This window comes from Bdellovibrio sp. MYbb2 (assembly GCF_056175685.1).
In genome coordinates, this window is sequence record NZ_JBJKJI010000001.1 from 1,272,727 (window position 1) to 1,287,984 (window position 15,258).

General features: G+C 50.2%; 18 protein-coding genes. 4 read left to right on the forward strand and 14 right to left on the reverse strand.

All coding sequences use genetic code 11. The features are described from left to right. The first annotated feature begins 24 nt into the window (after positions 1 to 24). The gene (locus AC04MQ_RS06265) at positions 25 to 1,209 is read left to right on the forward strand and encodes a lytic transglycosylase domain-containing protein (protein WP_235046160.1); all 1,185 of its coding nucleotides are present in this window, start codon (positions 25 to 27) and stop codon (positions 1,207 to 1,209) included. Positions 1,210 to 1,286: 77 nt separating this feature from the next. Here the strand turns inward: AC04MQ_RS06265 and AC04MQ_RS06270 are convergent, their stop codons facing one another. From AC04MQ_RS06270 to AC04MQ_RS06325, 12 genes are all read right to left on the reverse strand, one after another. Continuing rightward, the gene (locus tag AC04MQ_RS06270) at positions 1,287 to 1,994 is read right to left on the reverse strand and encodes a TetR/AcrR family transcriptional regulator (RefSeq protein WP_475391546.1); all 708 of its coding nucleotides are present in this window, start codon (positions 1,992 to 1,994) and stop codon (positions 1,287 to 1,289) included. A gap of 207 nt (positions 1,995 to 2,201) precedes the next feature. Further along, complete coding sequence (locus tag AC04MQ_RS06275) at positions 2,202 to 2,651, reverse strand: hypothetical protein (RefSeq protein ID WP_475391548.1); 450 nt, start codon at positions 2,649 to 2,651, stop codon at positions 2,202 to 2,204. Positions 2,652 to 2,763: 112 nt separating this feature from the next. Beyond that, positions 2,764 to 4,344, reverse strand: a complete 1,581-nt coding sequence (locus AC04MQ_RS06280; protein WP_475391550.1) for a S8 family serine peptidase — start codon at positions 4,342 to 4,344, stop codon at positions 2,764 to 2,766. Positions 4,345 to 4,418: 74 nt separating this feature from the next. Next, positions 4,419 to 5,087 carry a glutathione S-transferase family protein gene (locus tag AC04MQ_RS06285; protein WP_015092254.1) on the reverse strand — a complete coding sequence of 223 codons (669 nt, stop codon included), beginning with the start codon at positions 5,085 to 5,087 and terminating at the stop codon, positions 4,419 to 4,421. Positions 5,088 to 5,127: 40 nt separating this feature from the next. Continuing rightward, entirely contained in the window at positions 5,128 to 5,856 is a 729-nt protein-coding gene (locus tag AC04MQ_RS06290; RefSeq protein WP_475391552.1) for a hypothetical protein, read from the reverse strand. A gap of 150 nt (positions 5,857 to 6,006) precedes the next feature. Further along, positions 6,007 to 7,245, reverse strand: coding sequence for a M14 family metallopeptidase (locus AC04MQ_RS06295; RefSeq protein ID WP_475391554.1), 1,239 nt, complete (start codon positions 7,243 to 7,245; stop codon positions 6,007 to 6,009). A 170-nt stretch (positions 7,246 to 7,415) separates the two neighbouring features. Then, positions 7,416 to 7,919 carry a hypothetical protein gene (locus AC04MQ_RS06300; RefSeq protein ID WP_475391556.1) on the reverse strand — a complete coding sequence of 168 codons (504 nt, stop codon included), beginning with the start codon at positions 7,917 to 7,919 and terminating at the stop codon, positions 7,416 to 7,418. A gap of 146 nt (positions 7,920 to 8,065) precedes the next feature. Then, complete coding sequence (murB, locus tag AC04MQ_RS06305) at positions 8,066 to 9,076, reverse strand: UDP-N-acetylmuramate dehydrogenase (protein ID WP_475391558.1); 1,011 nt, start codon at positions 9,074 to 9,076, stop codon at positions 8,066 to 8,068. A 15-nt stretch (positions 9,077 to 9,091) separates the two neighbouring features. Beyond that, entirely contained in the window at positions 9,092 to 9,406 is a 315-nt protein-coding gene (locus AC04MQ_RS06310) for a PilZ domain-containing protein (protein WP_015092249.1), read from the reverse strand. Positions 9,407 to 9,508: 102 nt separating this feature from the next. Further along, positions 9,509 to 10,018 (reverse strand): dihydrofolate reductase, encoded by a 510-nt coding sequence (locus tag AC04MQ_RS06315; protein ID WP_015092248.1) that lies wholly within the window; start codon positions 10,016 to 10,018, stop codon positions 9,509 to 9,511. Beyond that, a complete protein-coding gene (locus tag AC04MQ_RS06320; RefSeq protein WP_374033966.1) occupies positions 10,015 to 10,809 on the reverse strand; it encodes a thymidylate synthase in 795 nt (264 codons plus the stop codon). Before AC04MQ_RS06320 ends, AC04MQ_RS06315 begins: the two co-directional genes overlap by 4 nt. A 60-nt stretch (positions 10,810 to 10,869) precedes the next feature. Next, positions 10,870 to 11,742, reverse strand: coding sequence for a LysR family transcriptional regulator (locus tag AC04MQ_RS06325; protein WP_475391560.1), 873 nt, complete (start codon positions 11,740 to 11,742; stop codon positions 10,870 to 10,872). Between the two features lie 161 nt (positions 11,743 to 11,903). Between AC04MQ_RS06325 and AC04MQ_RS06330 the strand changes: the two genes are divergently transcribed. Then, the gene (locus AC04MQ_RS06330) at positions 11,904 to 12,602 is read left to right on the forward strand and encodes a pirin family protein (protein ID WP_475391562.1); all 699 of its coding nucleotides are present in this window, start codon (positions 11,904 to 11,906) and stop codon (positions 12,600 to 12,602) included. 63 nt (positions 12,603 to 12,665) lie between these two features. Here the strand turns inward: AC04MQ_RS06330 and AC04MQ_RS06335 are convergent, their stop codons facing one another. Together AC04MQ_RS06335 and AC04MQ_RS06340 are read right to left on the reverse strand one after the other, a co-directional pair. Continuing rightward, positions 12,666 to 13,127: a copper chaperone PCu(A)C gene (locus tag AC04MQ_RS06335; protein WP_015092243.1), complete on the reverse strand. Its 462-nt coding sequence runs from the start codon at positions 13,125 to 13,127 to the stop codon at positions 12,666 to 12,668. Further along, a complete protein-coding gene (locus tag AC04MQ_RS06340) occupies positions 13,124 to 13,705 on the reverse strand; it encodes an SCO family protein (RefSeq protein WP_015092242.1) in 582 nt (193 codons plus the stop codon). Before AC04MQ_RS06340 ends, AC04MQ_RS06335 begins: the two co-directional genes overlap by 4 nt. A 313-nt stretch (positions 13,706 to 14,018) precedes the next feature. Between AC04MQ_RS06340 and AC04MQ_RS06345 the strand changes: the two genes are divergently transcribed. Both AC04MQ_RS06345 and AC04MQ_RS06350 read left to right on the forward strand, forming a co-directional pair. Then, the gene (locus AC04MQ_RS06345; RefSeq protein ID WP_015092241.1) at positions 14,019 to 14,570 is read left to right on the forward strand and encodes a TMEM165/GDT1 family protein; all 552 of its coding nucleotides are present in this window, start codon (positions 14,019 to 14,021) and stop codon (positions 14,568 to 14,570) included. Between the two features lie 145 nt (positions 14,571 to 14,715). After that, a complete protein-coding gene (locus tag AC04MQ_RS06350; protein ID WP_015092240.1) occupies positions 14,716 to 15,198 on the forward strand; it encodes a hypothetical protein in 483 nt (160 codons plus the stop codon). The last annotated feature ends 60 nt before the right edge of the window (positions 15,199 to 15,258 follow it).

A 15,258-nucleotide genomic window follows, 5' to 3' on the forward strand; every position in this document is an offset into this window, starting at 1 on the left:
GAAATGGTGGAAGGTGGACCTCCCATGATGAAACTCAGTGTCTCAGTTCTATACGTTTTGATGCTTGGAGCTCCTGTTGCGATGGCGCAGGGGAATATCGCTGAGCAAGTGGTGCCGCAGGTGCTGGGAAGAAGCCCGGAAGAAAGCCGTCCTTGGCGTGCTCCGGTGTTCGCAGATCAAACGGCGTCCCTGGGATACAATGAGACCGCTTTCTCCATCCCGAAGGGCATGGACAAGCAAGTTCAGTTCTGGATTGATATCTATACTAAATATTCCACCAATCAGGGTGTGATTCACGATTCTGAAAATGTTGAGAAGGTTTACGAGATCGTTGATCTGACGGGCCTGACGACTGAGCGTGCGAAGCAAAATCGTGTCGATGAAGTTAAAAAAGAAATCGCTTTAAAACTGACGTCGCCGGAAGCCAAAGAGCGTCTGCGTTTCCAGCTGGGTCAAAAAGACCGCATGCAGGATGCAATCTTCTATTCCGGTCGTTATATCGAAGACATGGAAAAGATCTTCCGCGATGCCAAAGTTCCGGTGGAACTGACGCGTCTGGCGTTTGTTGAAAGTTCTTTCAATATCATGGCTCGTTCCAAAGTGGGTGCAAGCGGTCTTTGGCAGATCATGCCTTACACGGCAAAGCCTTATAAAATGATTTCTGCGACCGTGGACAACCGCAACCATCCGATGGAAGCGACAAAGCTGGCGGCGAAACTTCTTCGTCAGAACTATTCCATGCTGAATTCCTGGCCACTGGCGGTGACGGGTTACAATCACGGTCCTACGGGCGTGCGCAAGCTGACTGAAAAGTACGGCACCCGCGAACTGGGTGAACTGGTGACGGATGTGAAATCCAGCAAGACCTTCGGTTTCGCATCCCGTAACTTCTATGCAAGCTTCCTGGCGGCATTGGAAGTTGAAAAGAACGCAGGTAAGTATTTCGGTTCTGTGGTTTGGTCCAAGCCTTTGGATTCCCAGGATTTGAAATTGCCGGTGTCTGTGAAGTACAAAGAAATCGTTGCTTGGTTTGATGGCGATGATCGCAAAGCCCAGGTGTTCAATCCGCACCTGACTTTCAAGGCCCGCAAGGGTCACCCGATCCCGGCTAAAACGGTGATCGCGGTACCAAAGGACAAATACAATGTCGCTTTGATCACCCTGGCCCGCCGTGACCGCATGGTGGCGATGGAAGACAAAAGAAAATAGAGACCGAGACTGAAAATTGGGAATAAAAAAAGGGAGCTTTGAAAGCTCCCTTTTTTATTTTCATTTGTGCAAACAGCTTAGATGAAATCACCTTTGCTGCGGTTCATAGCTGGAGCTGTCGCAGATGCGCCCAGATCCAGGAATTTGTGGAACAGCTGGTAGATCTCTTCAACCACGGCTGCATCGTGGATCGCAGTCGGGTTGTCGATAGCCATGGTGTTGGTCAGGCCGATGAAGGCATTCACCATGATGTAAGAAACCTTTTCCATGTCGCGGCCCGGGATCTGCGGAAGGTTGTAGCGGACAACTTCCTGGAAGAAACGGATTGTCTCGGACATATATGCAGCTTCGGCAACATAGTACTGAATGGTGGTCAGTTTAGAGCGAAGTTCCGAGTTGCGACGAGTGGTTTCAACAGCCAGTTCAATCATGCCCTTCACGCGTTGTTCAGGTGCCAATGGGGAAATGGCGCGCATTTTCTCGCTGAAGATGCGTTTGTCTTCTTCAAGGATGTTTTTCACAACCGCCTGAACCACAGACTCTTTGTTACCAAAGAACTGATACAAAGAACCGATGCTAACGCCGGCTTCTTTGGCAATTTTATCGGTCGTGATTGAATAGAAACCTTCACTGACCAAGAGGCGGGAGCAGGCATCAAGGATTGTTGCTACTGTCTGGCGAGAACGTTCTTGTGTGGGAGCCTTTACAATAATCTTAGTTTTCTTCGTTTTTTCTTCAGATGACATCATGTTCACGGAAAACCCTTTCTGAGGACCTAGTTCCATGAGGACAGAATAGGGTTGACTGGACGCGGGGGCAAGTCTGGTTTTTTGCAATTCTGTAATGTTTGTAAATAAATAATGAAGAAAAATACGAGGTTTTATTCATAGCTGAGGACTCCTGATATTGGAGTCGCCAGCAAGTCTTGTCATACATTCATGTTAGACCGGGTCTCTGATGTTGCCTAGGACTGCCTATAAAACCGGACAATACTACTGCAGCTCCTGCTCGCAATAAACTTGGGCGCGCTCTTCATTGGCTGGATAGCTCATGGATTTAGCCAGCTTCTGGCATTGTTTTTTAGAGATCGTGCGGTTGAACTTACGCAGGCATTCCCAGCGAGCTTCGTCGCCCGAGTCCGGGAACTCCATCAGCTTGGTGATTGCGTGGCATTCTTTCAGATTTGGCTGTTGGCGAAGGTCATACAGACAAACCAGGCGGGCGTCTTCAGCGTTGGTGGAATACTCCATGGTGCCAGCCACAGCCAGACACTGAGTCACGTTGATTTGATTCTTTTTCTGCTTCAGACATTTCAGGCGCAGATCATCGCGCTGATCCATCGCAAGCTTGGTGGACTTCGCCACATGGCAAAGCGGGGCGGCTTCCGCACGGAAAGCACCCAATCCAATAATCACAGCTACAACCAACAAGAGCTTCATCATGTTCGCACTCCAATAAGCACTGGCGTCCTAATCAGCAAGGTTCCGGCCAGTTTTATATGCAAATAAGAGCCGTCTGAAATCAAATGACTGTCTCATAATTTGACAGCCGACACTATTGGGAACTTAGGGCAGCTTTAACGGCGGCTTCGGCATTGACCAGGCCTTTGCCAAAACGGTTGTCTGGGTTCGGGGTGATAGGAGAAGCCGTCTTCATGATCAAAGCCTTCATCTGAGAAGGTTTAATGTCTTTATTGGCAGCTTTCACCAAAGCCACCACGCCCGCCACATGGGGGCTGGCCATAGAGGTGCCGAATGTTTCTTTGTAACTGGTCGGGACGGTGTTCAGAGTGATCTGTGTTTCTGGCTGATCTTTTATAGTGGCACGGATCTTTGCCCCCAGTTTTGCATCGACAAACATGCCCACCGCGAACAGCACATTGTCGCGATCGAACAACCGGGTGTCGATGACGCCCGCGGCATTGTTCACCACGATTACGCTGTTGGCCCCTGCGCGCATGGCATTGCGGATCAGATCCTCTATCGGGGCTGCACCCATGGTGATCAGAACGTGTTTGTCTTTGACGTCCTTGCCCGCAAAATTCGACGGCAGGCCGGATCCACAATCCACCACCGTGCGGGTCAGATCCTCAAAGGGTGTGGCGGTGCCGCGCAGGTGATAGGCGGTGCTGGTTTCCTGCAAACTGGAATTGGAAATTTTCAGCGTGCTGGAGCGACCCGAACCCAGTGGAATAGTTGAAACAATCTGCACGCCCGGAGCCACCACGGCAACTTCCGGTCCGTACTGGGAAAACACCGCATGACTCAAATTCCTGTCCACCGCACCAACACCAATCACAGTCGACGCCGAGGCGGGGAACAGCACTTCATTCACTCCATAATTGCCCGTGGCGGCCACGACACTGATGCCAGCCTGGTCTGCACGAAGCAGGGCTGCTTGTTCCGCGGGGGACCCGCTGCCCGAGCTTCCCAGGGACAGATTCATCACATCCACCCCCTGATCAATACCCCAAGAGATCGCCGCCACGATGGCCACATTTGAACAGCCGCCATCCTGACAGACTTTACCCGCCAATAGAGTCGCCTTTGGCGCCACGCCAGAAAAACCTTCACCGTCATCGGCCGCCGCAATAGTACCCCCCACGTGGGTGCCATGCCCGGTGCGATCCGAGAAATCCGTCACATCGCCATCGCCGGTAAAGTTACGGCCTTTTTCAAAGTTCGGTGCAAGTGAGGGATGGCTGGCGTTCATGCCGCTATCCAAAACCAGCACGCGCACGCCTTCACCCTTGTTGGAAAGCGCCCAGGCTTGCGGAGCCTTCACGGCCTTCAGGCCCCACGGGACGCCGGGTTTGACGACGTCGGTGTTAACAAGCTCCACTCCAGAACTGACAACCGGTGGGGCTGGATGGAAGTATTCTTTTTCGACGTAAGCAACACCGGGGGACAACTTCAGTCGTTCCAGTTCAGCAGGGGTGTTGGTGTCCACGATAAAGGTGTTTAATTGCGGAAGACTTTTTTCAATTTTTCCCGGAATGACCTGGGACCAGGTGCCACGCGTGTTTAGCGTTCGCTCAAATGCCTTGGTGTCGTTCATCATCACGATCGCGCGCTCAGCCAGGGCTTGGGAGCTGGTGAAAAGAACGAGCAGGAAAGAAAAAAAGGTGAACTTCATGGGATCAGAAGTTCACCTTTTCGTGTCTATATGTAAAGGGGCTGTCGGGGCTTAGTGAAAGCTTTTCCCGACTGTCAAAAGACTTTACGGGGAGTTTTCTCTTTCATCGCTTCTTCGACCCAGAATTGCACGCCATGGTGATCCTGGATGTTCTTCATATAGGCTTTGGCCATCTTGTCTTTGATCTGAATTTTGTAAGACAGGAAGCGGAAGACAATCGGGGCAAAGAACGCATCGGCAATGCTGAAGTCACCAAACAGGTAAGGCCCTTCGCTGACTTTCAAAGCGTTGGTCCACATTTCCAGGATGCGGTTGATGTCCGCGATGGTTCCCGGGGTCAGGTGACGGACTTCTTCGGTGTGTTTCAGATCCATGCTCAGTTGCGAGCGCAAAGAGGCAAAACCGGAATGCACTTCCGCCGCATAGGTGCGGGCCAGTGCGCGGGCGCCGATGTCTTCAGGCCACAATTTCGCTTCCGGAGAAAGTTCATTCAGGTATTCGGCAATCGCCAAAGAATCCCACAGGATAATTTTGCCTTGTTTCAAAGCCGGCACTTTACCGGATGGAGAAAACTTTGCGATCTGTTCTGCTGTTTTTGGCTGATCCAAAGTGATGTTGATTTCACGGAATGGCAAACCGGATTGTACAGCCACCAGCCACGCACGCATGGACCAGGATGAAAATGTTTTGTCTCCGATGATCAGGTCGAAATACGGTTTGTCGCTGTGAACGTGATAGGCCACTTCAATACCTCCGGGTATGGGAATGGCCTAGAGTGTAATCTTAGGCGGCCGCCTCGGCAAGGGTCAGCTCAAATGGAGGCGGTGAGGCGGAGTTTTCCACGGCGTTGACCATTTGCTGTTGTTTTTGCAGCTTTTCAGCCTTGTGGTGAGTGTACTTTTCCCACAGCTTGCGCACCCAATGGTGAGTCAGCGGATTTTCAAAGCTTCTCTCAACTTTTTTCTCAAACACGGCAATGGCGCACTTGTAGTTCATTTTTTCGACGTGCCCCTGGATGGTGGCCCCCAGGCGTTCGCACATGGTATCGACTTTCAAATCCACCCGCGGGGTTCCGACGACAAAGTCCGCCGGGGACTGATCCATATAGAACAAACCCAGGCCCGTCAGAATCTCACCCCAGGGGATTTCCTGGGACTGCTTGCGCCACAACGGGGCCAGCGTGAAATATTCCATGGTCATGATTTTGTTGCCCTGTTTGGTGACTGATTTTACGAATTGGGGATCAAGTTCTTTGAAATAGTTGTGATTCTGATGCGCACGCAGATTCAGATCGAAAGTGGTGAACAGATTGAATCCGACAATTTCGTTTTTATACAGCAGTACTCCCGCTGCATGACAACGGAAGAAATCGTCGTGATCCAGTTCAACTCCGGCGCGGTTCAGGACGCGCCCGAAGGTGTCCTCCCACAGTCCGTAAACTTCGTTCAGAAGTTCTTTTTGAGTATCGCACACATGATGAAGCGGAATGATTTGATAGCTGATCTTTGGCATACACCAAGCATGAAGTCGGTCCGGTCTTTTCTGACAGTCCAATTGTTTTTTTTGGACCTTCGCTAAGTAAATTTCAAAAATTCAATGTCGAACGACAATAAAAAAGGCGACTTGCGCCGCCTTTTTCAGAGTTAATTTTGATTCGATAAACTAGGGTTTGAAGATTGGTCCGTTGCCATCAAGCACGCGATAAGGATTGTCAGCGTACTCGATCATGTAAAGCACCGGCTCCAGATTTTTTCTTTGCACTTCCGGGATGATCTGCGCGCCCGGATAGAATCCGCCAGAACCCCAGCCGCTGTTGGCCGGATCAAGTTCGAAGGTGAAAGAAATAATCTTGTGTTCACCGTAGGACCAGTCTGTGGTGTCCCCGCTGGCGATGTAAAGACCGGAAGACTGCTGTGGCTGGTAACCATTCCATTCAGCCATCTTTTTTGCCATCACTTCGTGAACTTGTTTGTCACGAGTGTTGGAAATGCCTTCGTACTGGTGGCCCCAAGGATACAAGATCAACTGCGAGAACGTGTGGAACGAAAGCAGGCTTGTGATGTTTTCGTGAGATTCCACATAGCGTTTGATCGCCTGGGTTTCAGGTTCACTGAATGCCGAGGGTCCGCGGAACGTGTCACTGCTTGGACTTGTGCTGGCGCCACCGCCACCCCAGCCGTAGCCATAGTTGCGGTTCAGATCCACACCATAAGTTCCGTTGCTGTTTTGTCTGCGGTTTTTTCTCCAGGATTTGTAGCTGCCGGTGGAAATATCAAATTCAGCACCGTCCGGGTTGACCATCGGGATGAAGTGCAGATCGCGCGCATTCACCAGACGCTGAATACGCGGATTGCCTTTGGCATATTCGGTCAGCAGGTATTCGACATAATAAAGAGGCAGCTCGATAGACAGATGTTCACGCGCGTGGTGACCACCCATAAAGATCGCCGCGGGAAAAGTGTCAGCATTGGCAAGGTCACCGGAAATACGAATCGCCCAGATGTCACGCCCTTCAAGTGACTTTCCGATGGAGTTCATCTGGGAAATGTCGGTGTGTTGGGAAGTCAGAGTTCTAAGTTTGTCGGTCATTTCCGCATAGTTATGGAAAGCGGCATCTTTCGCCGGGAAGTCCATGGCGTCGGTCATCGGGAAGCTGACTTCAAGCAGTCCCAGTTTTTCGACGGCGTTTTTTTCTTCCAGGCTGCCGACCGCGATCACGTAGTCTTCACGAGTCGCTTCGATGGAAGCTCCGGTATTGGCAACCAAGCTTCGCTGGAATTTGTCTTCAGCGCGAACCTTCATCCAATATTGAGTGGTATCTACGGATTGTGCGTTTTGCAGCGGCAAAAAGCTGATAGCGGAAATGGCAACAGCAGCCATCCACATGGTGGTCTTTTTCATAACCCCTCCTTGGGTGTCTGAGGCAGAACTCAGATACATATTGTGAGAGGTTTTTGTGTTAGGGTACAAGGCTTTGGTAGGGGAGGACCGACTTAGGTCCTGTTTAGCGCAATAAAAAAGGCCCATCGTGAAGAGGGGCCTTTTGGGCAAGCTTGTATATTTAACAGGGCCTAGTTCAGTTTGATTTTTTCCAAACGCTGACCGTCCAGGCTTACTTCCAGAGACAAGTTTCTTTTTTCACGCAACACATTCCAACTGCAATCTGTGATGCTGGAACAACCAAAAGAATCGTTGAAGATGACAGAGTTGCGCACCAGTACGTTCACGCGAAGGCGGCCGTTGGATTCTGCGGCTGCCAGATAGCCCTTATCCAAGCCATCCATGATAAAGTTTCCACCCACGACATTGCCCACTAGGATGGATTTGGAAGAGGACTTTTCTGTAAGAACGATGGAGCCGTCGTCGGCAGCTTGCACTTGATAGTCTTCCATCAGATTCAAATTCACACATCCTGTAACCAGGCTGCGCTCGCTGTCCAGGTTGCCGCAGAAGACCACTTCGCCTGCTTTTTGCGAGCGTGTGACGTCGTAATCAATGCTTTTGATAACATAAAGGCTTTTTGCATTCGCGATACCAGAGACCAATAGCAAGGCAGTCATTACCAGCTTTTTCATGTAACTTCCTTTCGGTTTAGTTTTGATTTGTTCCGGCTGATTAGAATGCGAAAGGTGTTCCACCTCTGAAACTCAAAGGAACGCGTATCGGCGTCTTTCAGATGAATAAGATTTGTTCAGTGGACCTAAATTGTAAATAGAGGGATCTACCAGCGGATGGGTTCGGCTTCGATTTCCACGCCGAATTGGCTGTGAACGTCCGAAGACACCTGACGAGCCAGCTTCCAAACGTCGTCTGCGGTGGCGCCGCCGTGATTCACCAGCACCAGCGCTTGCTTTTCATACATGCCCACGGGGCCCAGCTTCTTGCCCTTCCAGCCCGCGCGATCAATCAGCCAGCCGGCTGCGAGCTTAAAGCGGTCTTCGTAAGGGAAACTGACAAGGTCGTTGTGTTTTGAAAGCAAACCATCGCGCAGCTCTTTGCTGACGATAGGGTTTTTAAAGAAGCTTCCCGCGTTGCCGATGACTTTGGGATCCGGTAGTTTGCTTTGACGAATGTTGATCACGGCTCGTGCCACGTGACGAGGATCCTGAGGCCAGTTGTTGCGCTCAACTTCTTTGCGGATGTCACCGTATTCCAGGTGCAAAGTGTTTTTCTTGGGCAGACGGAAAGTCACATCCCAGATAAGGTAGCGGCCAGCACCTTCTTGTTTGAAGTAACTGTCGCGGTAAGAGAAATGACATTCTTTATTGCTGAAAACTTTTGGTTCACCAGTTTGCAAATCCAGGGCATGGACTTCCCACAGGGTGTCTTTAACCTCTACGCCGTAAGCACCGATGTTTTGAATCGGGGCTGCGCCCACGGTGCCAGGAATCAAGGAAAGGTTTTCAAGGCCCCAATAGCCTTCTTCCAGGGTCCATTGAACAAAGTCATTCCAGACTTCTCCGGCCTGGGCTTTGACGAACCAGTAATCCGGATCTTCGTGAATCAGTTTGCGACCAAGGTTCGAGACCTTCAGCACCAGGCCTTCGATCTGTGAAGGCAGAACCAGATTGCTGCCGCCACCCAGGATTTTCCAAGGCAGCTTTTTCAGGTCAGGATTCATCAGCAGGGTGGACAGATCTGCAGGTGTGTACAGCTCAACAAAGCGTTCTGCATAAGAGCGCAATTGAAGGGTGTTGGAAGAGCTGAGATCGTGAGAGTTTTGAATCTGCATGATGCAGAGATCTTATTAGAAGGCTCCGGCTTTGGCCATCATTCTTTCAAGAATTTGATCCTTGTTGATAAAGCAAATGCCCAGGCCCAGTCCTTTGCTCCATATCACTTCGGCCGCCACGTTGTGCGTACGATCGACAGTGTCTAACTTGACTGTAAGGTTTAGAAGGTCCCCTTTTTGCGGGACATAGTCTCCTTGCGAGACTTCCAGAAAGGCGCCGGTCTGCGAGATGTTGCGAAGCTTGGCCACCAGAATGCCTATGTGGCCGTACACTTCGACCGAAGCCATCTCTTTGGTTCTGAATCGTTTCGCAGTCTTGGAAGAACTCATAAGGCACTCCGGGATTAGCGTCTTAACTCTATTCTCGGAAAAAATATCGCATTGGTAGAGTCCAAATTGAATCAGTCTCAACATGGGACTTGATTCTGGACCCTACTTGCGCAAGTAAGTCAGAAACGAAAAAGGAATAGGCGTTTCGATGTCACGTCGCTGGGTTTGAGTGAACACCTTTTGGTCAATTTCAGGGTAATAAGTGTCCCCCGGAAACTCGCGATGGATCAGGGTCAGATAGATTTTGTCAGTGATCGGCATCGCCTGTTTGTAGATCTCGCCGCCGCCAATAATGAAAACTTCGTCGCCCCATTTCTCGGTCAAAGGTTCTGCGTGTTTCACGGCTTCTTCGATAGAAGAAACAAAAACCACGGGACTTGATTCGGTGGAATTGAAACTTTGCTTGGAAGGATCGCGTGTCACCACGATGTGATAGCGATTGGGAAGGGCGCGGCCGTTGAAAGAATCAAACGTCTTGCGCCCCATGATCATGATGTGACCCTTGGTGGTGTCGCGGAAGAACTTCATGTCCTCGGGCAGATTCCAGGGAAGTCCCCCTTGAGCGCCGATAACACGATTCTGCGAACAAGCCACCACATGAGTCAGAATCATACTGCCACCTCAGCCTTGATTGCCGGGTGCGGGTCGTAACCGATGATTTCGATGTCTTCGTAAGTGAAGTCGAATAGATCCTTTTTCGCCGGGTTTAGTTTCAACTGCGGCAGCGGACGGAATTCGCGGGTCAGCTGCAGGTTCGCCTGCTCAAGGTGATTCAGGTAAAGATGCGCATCACCCAGCGTGTGAACAAAGTCACCCACTTCAAGGTTGCACACTTGTGCGATCATATGAGTCAGCAATGCATAACTGGCGATATTGAATGGCACACCCAGGAAGATATCAGCACTGCGCTGATACAGCTGGCAGGAAAGTTTTCCGTTCGCCACATAGAACTGGAAAAAGGCGTGGCAAGGCGGCAGTGCCATCTTGTCAACGTCACCAGGGTTGAACGCCACAACCAGCATACGTCGGGAATTCGGATTCTTTTTAATCTGTTCAACCACATTGGTAATCTGATCGATCGTGCGGCCGTCAGCGGTTTCCCAGGAGCGCCATTGTTTTCCGTACACCGGGCCCAGGTTGCCGTTTTCATCAGCCCATTCATCCCAGATCGTCACTTTGTTGTCGTGAAGATACTTGATGTTGGTTTCACCTTTCAGGAACCACAAAAGCTCATGAAAGATGGAACGCGTGTGCAGTTTTTTTGTAGTCAGAAGAGGGAAGCCCTCTTGCAGATTGTAGCGCATCTGATAACCGAACATGGAAATGGTGCCGGTCCCTGTGCGGTCCTCTTTTTTCACGCCATGTTCTAGAACTGTTTTAATGAGATCGTGATACTGCTTCATTCTGCCTCCTTGCGGGTACCGTACTGTGGGAAAGTTATGGTCCCTTTGTCGCTGAACATTCTATTTTAGCTTCTTGCCTTGTCCACGTGAAAAATAGTCCCAGATGAATTTGCCGCAGGGGCCAAGCTCCTTGGAAGCATGTCGACCAATAGCGGCGTGCAGGGGAATGGGTTTTAATCCCAGTGTCACGAGGGATTTTTGCTTGATTTCCTCTTTAACTGCGAAATCAGGCATGCGTCCGTAACCCAAGCCGCCCTCTAAGAAGGCCTTCTTCGTCTGCAGATCCTGAACGCTGATGGTGTTGGCGGGATTCACAACTCCTCCGGAGCGGTTGGAGCTTTTCACCGTGCTGGAAAGAACAATCTGAGGATATCTCTTCAGATCCTCGGTGGTGGCTTTTTTCAGTTTCGCCAGCGGATGCTTGGCTGCGCACACCATCACCATGTTCACAGTGAAAAGCTCCTCAGTGATGAGAAGCCCTTTATCGTTGAAAATCGTGCCCAGGGAAATGTCGGCATGATCCTCCAGCAAATGTTCATCGGCACTCAGAACATCGTGGATAATTTTGATCTCCGTCTGGGGGAAGCGGGAGGAGAATTCCTTCAGCGCACTGACCAAATTCGGGAGGGGCCACAGAGCGCTGACGGCCAGACGGATGATCGGTTCATGTCCTCTTTTCAATAATTCTGCAGTTTCCCCCAGTTCATCGAACTGAAGGATCAGGTCATCGGCTTTCTTTAAGAAAGCGCGACCCTGCGGGGTCAATGTCGGGCGGTACTGGTCACGGCTGAAGATTTTAAAGCCCAGCTCACCTTCAAGGGTGCGCATGGCATAGCTGACCGCGCTTTGCGCGCGATGCAGTTCCTGGGAAGCAGCCCGGAAGCTTCCCGATTTAACTATGGTTTGAAGTACTTGCAGTTGATCCAGTGTCATATCTCAAAAAGTATATCAAAAAATTAGATCATGTTAATCAAAAAATTATAATTTTTTTAGATCGTCTAGTTGTGTAATATTATTTACGAAGAAATGGAGTTCCTGCCGAAGCTAGAGCAGACAACCAACAACCAAGTCTCCATTTCAAGTGGGAGGTCATTATGATGTATCAACGCAAATCCGAGGACAGAGGCTATGCAGAGTTCGGTGGCTGGCTGAAATCCATGCACACATTTTCTTTCGCCGACTACTACGATCCAAAGTTCATGGGTTACCGGGACTTGCGTGTGATCAATCAGGACTGGATTGCAAAATCCTCCGGATTCCCAGCGCATCCGCACCGTGATATGGAGATCATCACTTACGTGTTAAAAGGCGCCGTCGAGCACCGGGACAGTCTGGGCAATGTCGGTCAGATCAAGGCCGGAGAAATTCAAACGATGCACGCCGGAACCGGCATGCGCCACAGCGAATACAATCCGTCCGAGACCGAAGACCTTCAACTGTTCCAGATCTGGATCCTGCCTGACGTGGTTGGAGCGACTCCGGGTTACACCCAGCAGTCCTTCACCCGCGAACAGAAACTGAATCAGTTCAAGCTGATCGTTTCCAAAGACGGTCGTGAGGGCAGTCAGAAGATCAATCAGGATGCGGATCTGTATGCGTCGGTATTTACCGAAGGGTATGAACAGGAATTCGCTTTGCGTTCCAAACGGGGAGCCTGGCTGCAATTGGCCGACGGCGAACTGGAAGTGAATGGCCAAATTCTGAAATCTGGGGATGCCCTGGTGGTGGAAGAAGAAAACCTGAAAATCAAAGCCCTCAAGGAAACCGAGTTCCTGCTCTTTGACCTGCGCTAGGTCTAAAAAATAAAAAAGGCGGAGTGAATGCTCCGCCTTTCTTCTATTCAATCACTGCTGGGACTAGTGATGGTGGTGATGTTCTTCTTTCTTGGTTTCCACGCGCGGGATGACTTTGAAGTCGAAGGATTCAACCTTGCCGTTTACTTTCAAAGACACTTTCAGTGTCTCGTCAGCTTTGACTTCGCGGGTTGGGTCAAACAGCATGATGTGGTTGCCGCCGGGTTTTAGTTCCGCGGACTTTTTCGCCGGGATGGTCAGCTTTTCCACTTTCTGCATGGACATGCGACCGTCTTTTTCCACGGTTTCGTGCATTTCAACTGCTTTGAAGGGTTCGATTTTTTCAACCGTGACAGTCACTTCCTTGTCGGTCGTGTTCGTGATCACGCCATAACCTGCTGTCGCATTGGTGCCTTTGATCGGCGCAAAGATGCGGGCGTCAGAAATAGTGACCGGGGCAGATTTCGCGGCAAACGCAACAGGGCTTAGCGCCACTGTCAGAGCTGCCAGTACGATGGCTTTCATAGGTTCTCCTTGATTTTGGTTGTAATTTCATCGGCAGAGCGCGGGCTTTGGATGCTGTCGACGACAATGCCTTTTTTATTCAAAACAAATACGCGGTCCGTGTGCGAGATCGAATAGCCCAGATAGGACTTCGGATCTTTTTCCACGATGTAGCTGGCGCCAAACGGTTTGATCGCCGCATCGATTTCAGCGGTGGTGCCGGTCAGGCCGATAAATTCCGGATTGAATTGGTGAGCGTAAACAGACACCGATTCTGCGGTGTCGTTTTCGGCATCCACGCTGATAAAGATCAGTTGAACATTTTCACGTTCTTTTTCAGTCAGTTGTTTGAAAGCTTGAGCAGAATAGCTCAGCGCCATCGGGCACACGTCCGGGCATTTTGCGTAACCAACATAAAGAAGATTCAGCTTTTTCGCGTTTTCCGAAAACTGCCACGCCTGTCCGTTGTGATTTAATTTAAAGTCACCACCCATTGTCGGCGGACGCTGAGTATACCAAAGCAGAAAAGCCAAAAGTCCCAGGGCGGTCAGGGCCGCGACAAGCGAGCGGATTAATTGTGTTTTTATCGAAGTCTTCATCCCCCCAGTTATAGAGAATTCAGCCCGGTTCGCCAAGGTGTAGAATGTCATACGCAACATCAAGTTGCGGGGAATTTTCTTTTGACTTTCATTTCCCCCCTTCGTAAGTTGGCCGGGTAGTTAGGGAGTAGTCGCAATCTTTCCCAAGATTTGATTTAAACCGACATACTGAGTGATGAACTCCGGTTTAAATGCCCAAGGACCCCAAAAGTCCTTTCGTTGACGAGACTGACACGAGTGTTTTTAACAAAGCACCGTGTGGTCTCGTTTTCTTTTTGAAGCAGCCCCACGGTCATAACCGTATCGAGGGCAAATGGAAGCAATCATCAATTCATTCTTACTGGTGGCCGCCACAGAAATGGGCGACAAAACTCAGTTGTTAGCGCTGGTTTTGGCATCAAAGTTCAAAAAACCATGGCATGTGATGGCCGGGATCTTTACCGCCACAGTTCTAAATCACGCCTTGGCCGCCTGGGCCGGGGAATGGATCGCAGCCACCGTCCCTGATCAGTGGCTGAACTGGGCGCTGGCTTTGACCTTCTTCGGTTTTGCCCTGTGGATACTGATCCCGGACAAAGATGACTCGAACACTGACAACATGAAATGGGGTGCATTCTGGACTACGACCGTGTTGTTTTTCTTCGCCGAGATCGGTGACAAAACCCAGCTTAGCACCGTGGCGTTGGCGGCCAAGTATCAGAACATCGTGCTGGTCACTTTGGGCACGACTGCGGGGATGATGTTTGCTGATGGTTTGGCAGTGGTGTTTGGGGAAAAGCTCACACAGAAGATTTCGATGAAGTGGATCAACTACGGGTCGTCGCTTTTATACGTACTTTTCGGTGTCGGCATTTTGATGCGCTAAAAGCTTTGAAAAAGCCTGTGTGAAGTTTTGACAGGCAGCTTTTTCATGGTGGCTAAATGCATGAAATTAAAAGGCTCTTCGGGGTTTCGGAAGGGCCGTTTATTGCCTCTTTAAAGGGGCTTTAAGCACGCCTATACTGCGCCCTATGAAAAAGCACATCTTTGCCATTAGCGCCGTTATTCTGTTTTTTGGGACCGTGACTTTCGCTGCGACGGAAGTTTCCAAATCCACGAAAGAGGTCCTTGGATTTTCCAATCTGTTGAACACAGATGCGACTTCTTGTGATTATTTCGTGGAAAAACAAAAAGACGGCAAAGGTGCCGTGGTCGTTTCTTTGCGTTCAGATAAAGAAACCGGCATTCAGGATTCCATCCGAATTGCTGCCGCTCAGTTGCCCTTGAAAGAAGGCGTGCTGGTGGCGCGCCCGGGTTTAAGCATCACTTATCGTGATGGTGTGCTGACGAAAAAAGAGAAGCTGCCGGCAATGGGGCCAGAAGGTCAGGACTATCAGGTGCTGATGTTGAAAGTGTCGCCGGATCTGAAGGATATTTCTTTGGGTTACGCTCTGGATTCAGTGAAGACGATCTTTAAGGAAAAAGTCCTGGCTGAAATGAACTGCAAGTTCTAAACAGCAACAGATCCTGAAACGAAAAAAGGAGCCTTGCGGGCTCCTTTTTTATTTGTGCAG